This window comes from Pedobacter agri PB92, from assembly GCF_000258495.1.
Classification (GTDB): Bacteria; Bacteroidota; Bacteroidia; order Sphingobacteriales; family Sphingobacteriaceae; genus Pedobacter; species Pedobacter agri.
Genome location: NZ_AJLG01000321.1, coordinates 1 through 1,683, shown reverse-complemented (window position 1 = coordinate 1,683; position 1,683 = coordinate 1). Strand labels below are relative to the sequence as shown.

Genomic DNA, 1,683 nt, shown 5'->3' with positions numbered 1-1,683 from the left:
ACGTACACACTGAATCTGTAATCTGTTCAGGTTTACTGGCGCCAATAAGCACAGTTGTGATGCGTTTATCTTTTAGGATCCACGCCAATGCCATATGCGATAATTTTTGCCCACGCGATTTTGCAATCTCATTTAATTTCGAAATGACTTCAATTTTTTCTGGAGTGATGCTGCTTTCCTTCAAAAATACTCCACTGGTTGCAACTCTCGAATCTGCCGGAATGCCACCTAAGTATTTATCAGTTAATAATCCTTGCGCAAGTGGAGAGAAAGGAATACAACCTACGCCATTCTTTTGCAAAACATCTAACAGGCCGTTTTCTACCCATCGCTCAAACATCGAATATTTAGGCTGATGAATTAAACAAGGTGTGCCATTTGCTTTTAAAATTTGAATGGCCTCTTCGGCTTCTTTTGCCTGATAGTTTGAAATACCAACATATAGGGCTTTTCCTTGTTGCACCAATAAACTTAGCGCACCCATTGTTTCTTCTAATGGCGTTTCCGGATCAGGACGATGATGATAGAAAATATCAACGTAGTCGAGCTTCATCCGCTTTAAGCTTTGGTCAAGGCTCGAAATCAAATATTTCTTCGAACCCCAGTCACCATAAGGACCATCCCACATGGTATAACCAGCCTTGCTCGAAATAATCATTTCATCGCGATAGCCGCTAAAATCGTCACGTAAAATTTTACCAAACACTTCTTCGGCTGAGCCAGGCGGCGGACCATAATTGTTAGCAAGATCAAAATGAGTTATGCCGTTGTTGAAAGCGGTATAGATGAGATTTCTGCTATTTTCAAACACATTAACATGCCCGAAATTATGCCATAATCCCAATGATATGGCAGGGAGTTTCAATCCACTGTTTCCGCAACGATTATACAACATATTGTCATAGCGGTTTTCTGATATATTTTTAGTCATCTTTATTTGATTAAAGGCAAATTAACAAGTTTTTTCTCCATTTGATTTTTTATTCTCCGGCAGAGAAAGGCACCATAAAAGTAGTGGCTTTCCGGTATGTTATCATCCCATCAGCAATAAATACTTCAGTAATTAACCGCAATTTAATTGTAAATCGTTTTATTTGTATTCAGAACTTTAAAAAAAGTCGGTGAATTGCCGGCACTCTAACCCAATATTAAAACGATGAAAATAAAATCTTTAGCAAGCCTCTGTGCCATTGCCACCATTGGAATGGTTTCCTGCCAGTCTGAAAATGGAAAATCGAAAACTGAAAGCAGTTCATCTGTTGATTTCGTTGCTAGTGTAAAATTGGTAGCCGATTCTTTTCAAAAAGAGATCGATGGTAAGAAAACGGGGCTTTATACATTAAAAAATAAACACAATGCCCAGGCAATTTTTACAAATTATGGTGGCAGGTTAATAAGCTTATTGGTTCCTGATAAAGATAAAAAACTGGTAGATGTGGTGGTAGGTTTTAAGAGTGCGGGCGACTACGAAAAGTCAACTGAACCTTATTTTGGTGCTACAATCGGCCGTTTTGGTAATCGAATTGCAAAGGGCAAATTTACACTTGAAGGAAAGCAATATCAATTATTTACCAACAATGGCCAAAATACCTTACATGGAGGCAAAAAAGGTTTTCAATATGTAGTTTGGGATGCTAAACAAATAAACGAAAACACAATTCAGTTCGATTATTTATCAAAAGA

At 37.8% G+C, this 1,683-nt stretch carries 2 protein-coding genes; one reads left to right on the top strand and one right to left on the bottom strand.

Annotated elements, in window-relative coordinates; all coding sequences use genetic code 11:
* On the bottom strand, nt 1–931 hold a 931-nt coding region (locus ON09_RS23620), incomplete at its 3' end, for an aldo/keto reductase (protein WP_010603540.1).
* A 225-nt stretch (nt 932–1,156) separates the two neighbouring features.
* On the opposite strand from ON09_RS23620, the gene ON09_RS23615 reads away from it, so the two are divergent.
* Nucleotides 1,157–1,683: aldose epimerase family protein (locus ON09_RS23615; RefSeq protein WP_010603539.1), on the top strand; the 527-nt coding region annotated here is incomplete at its 3' end.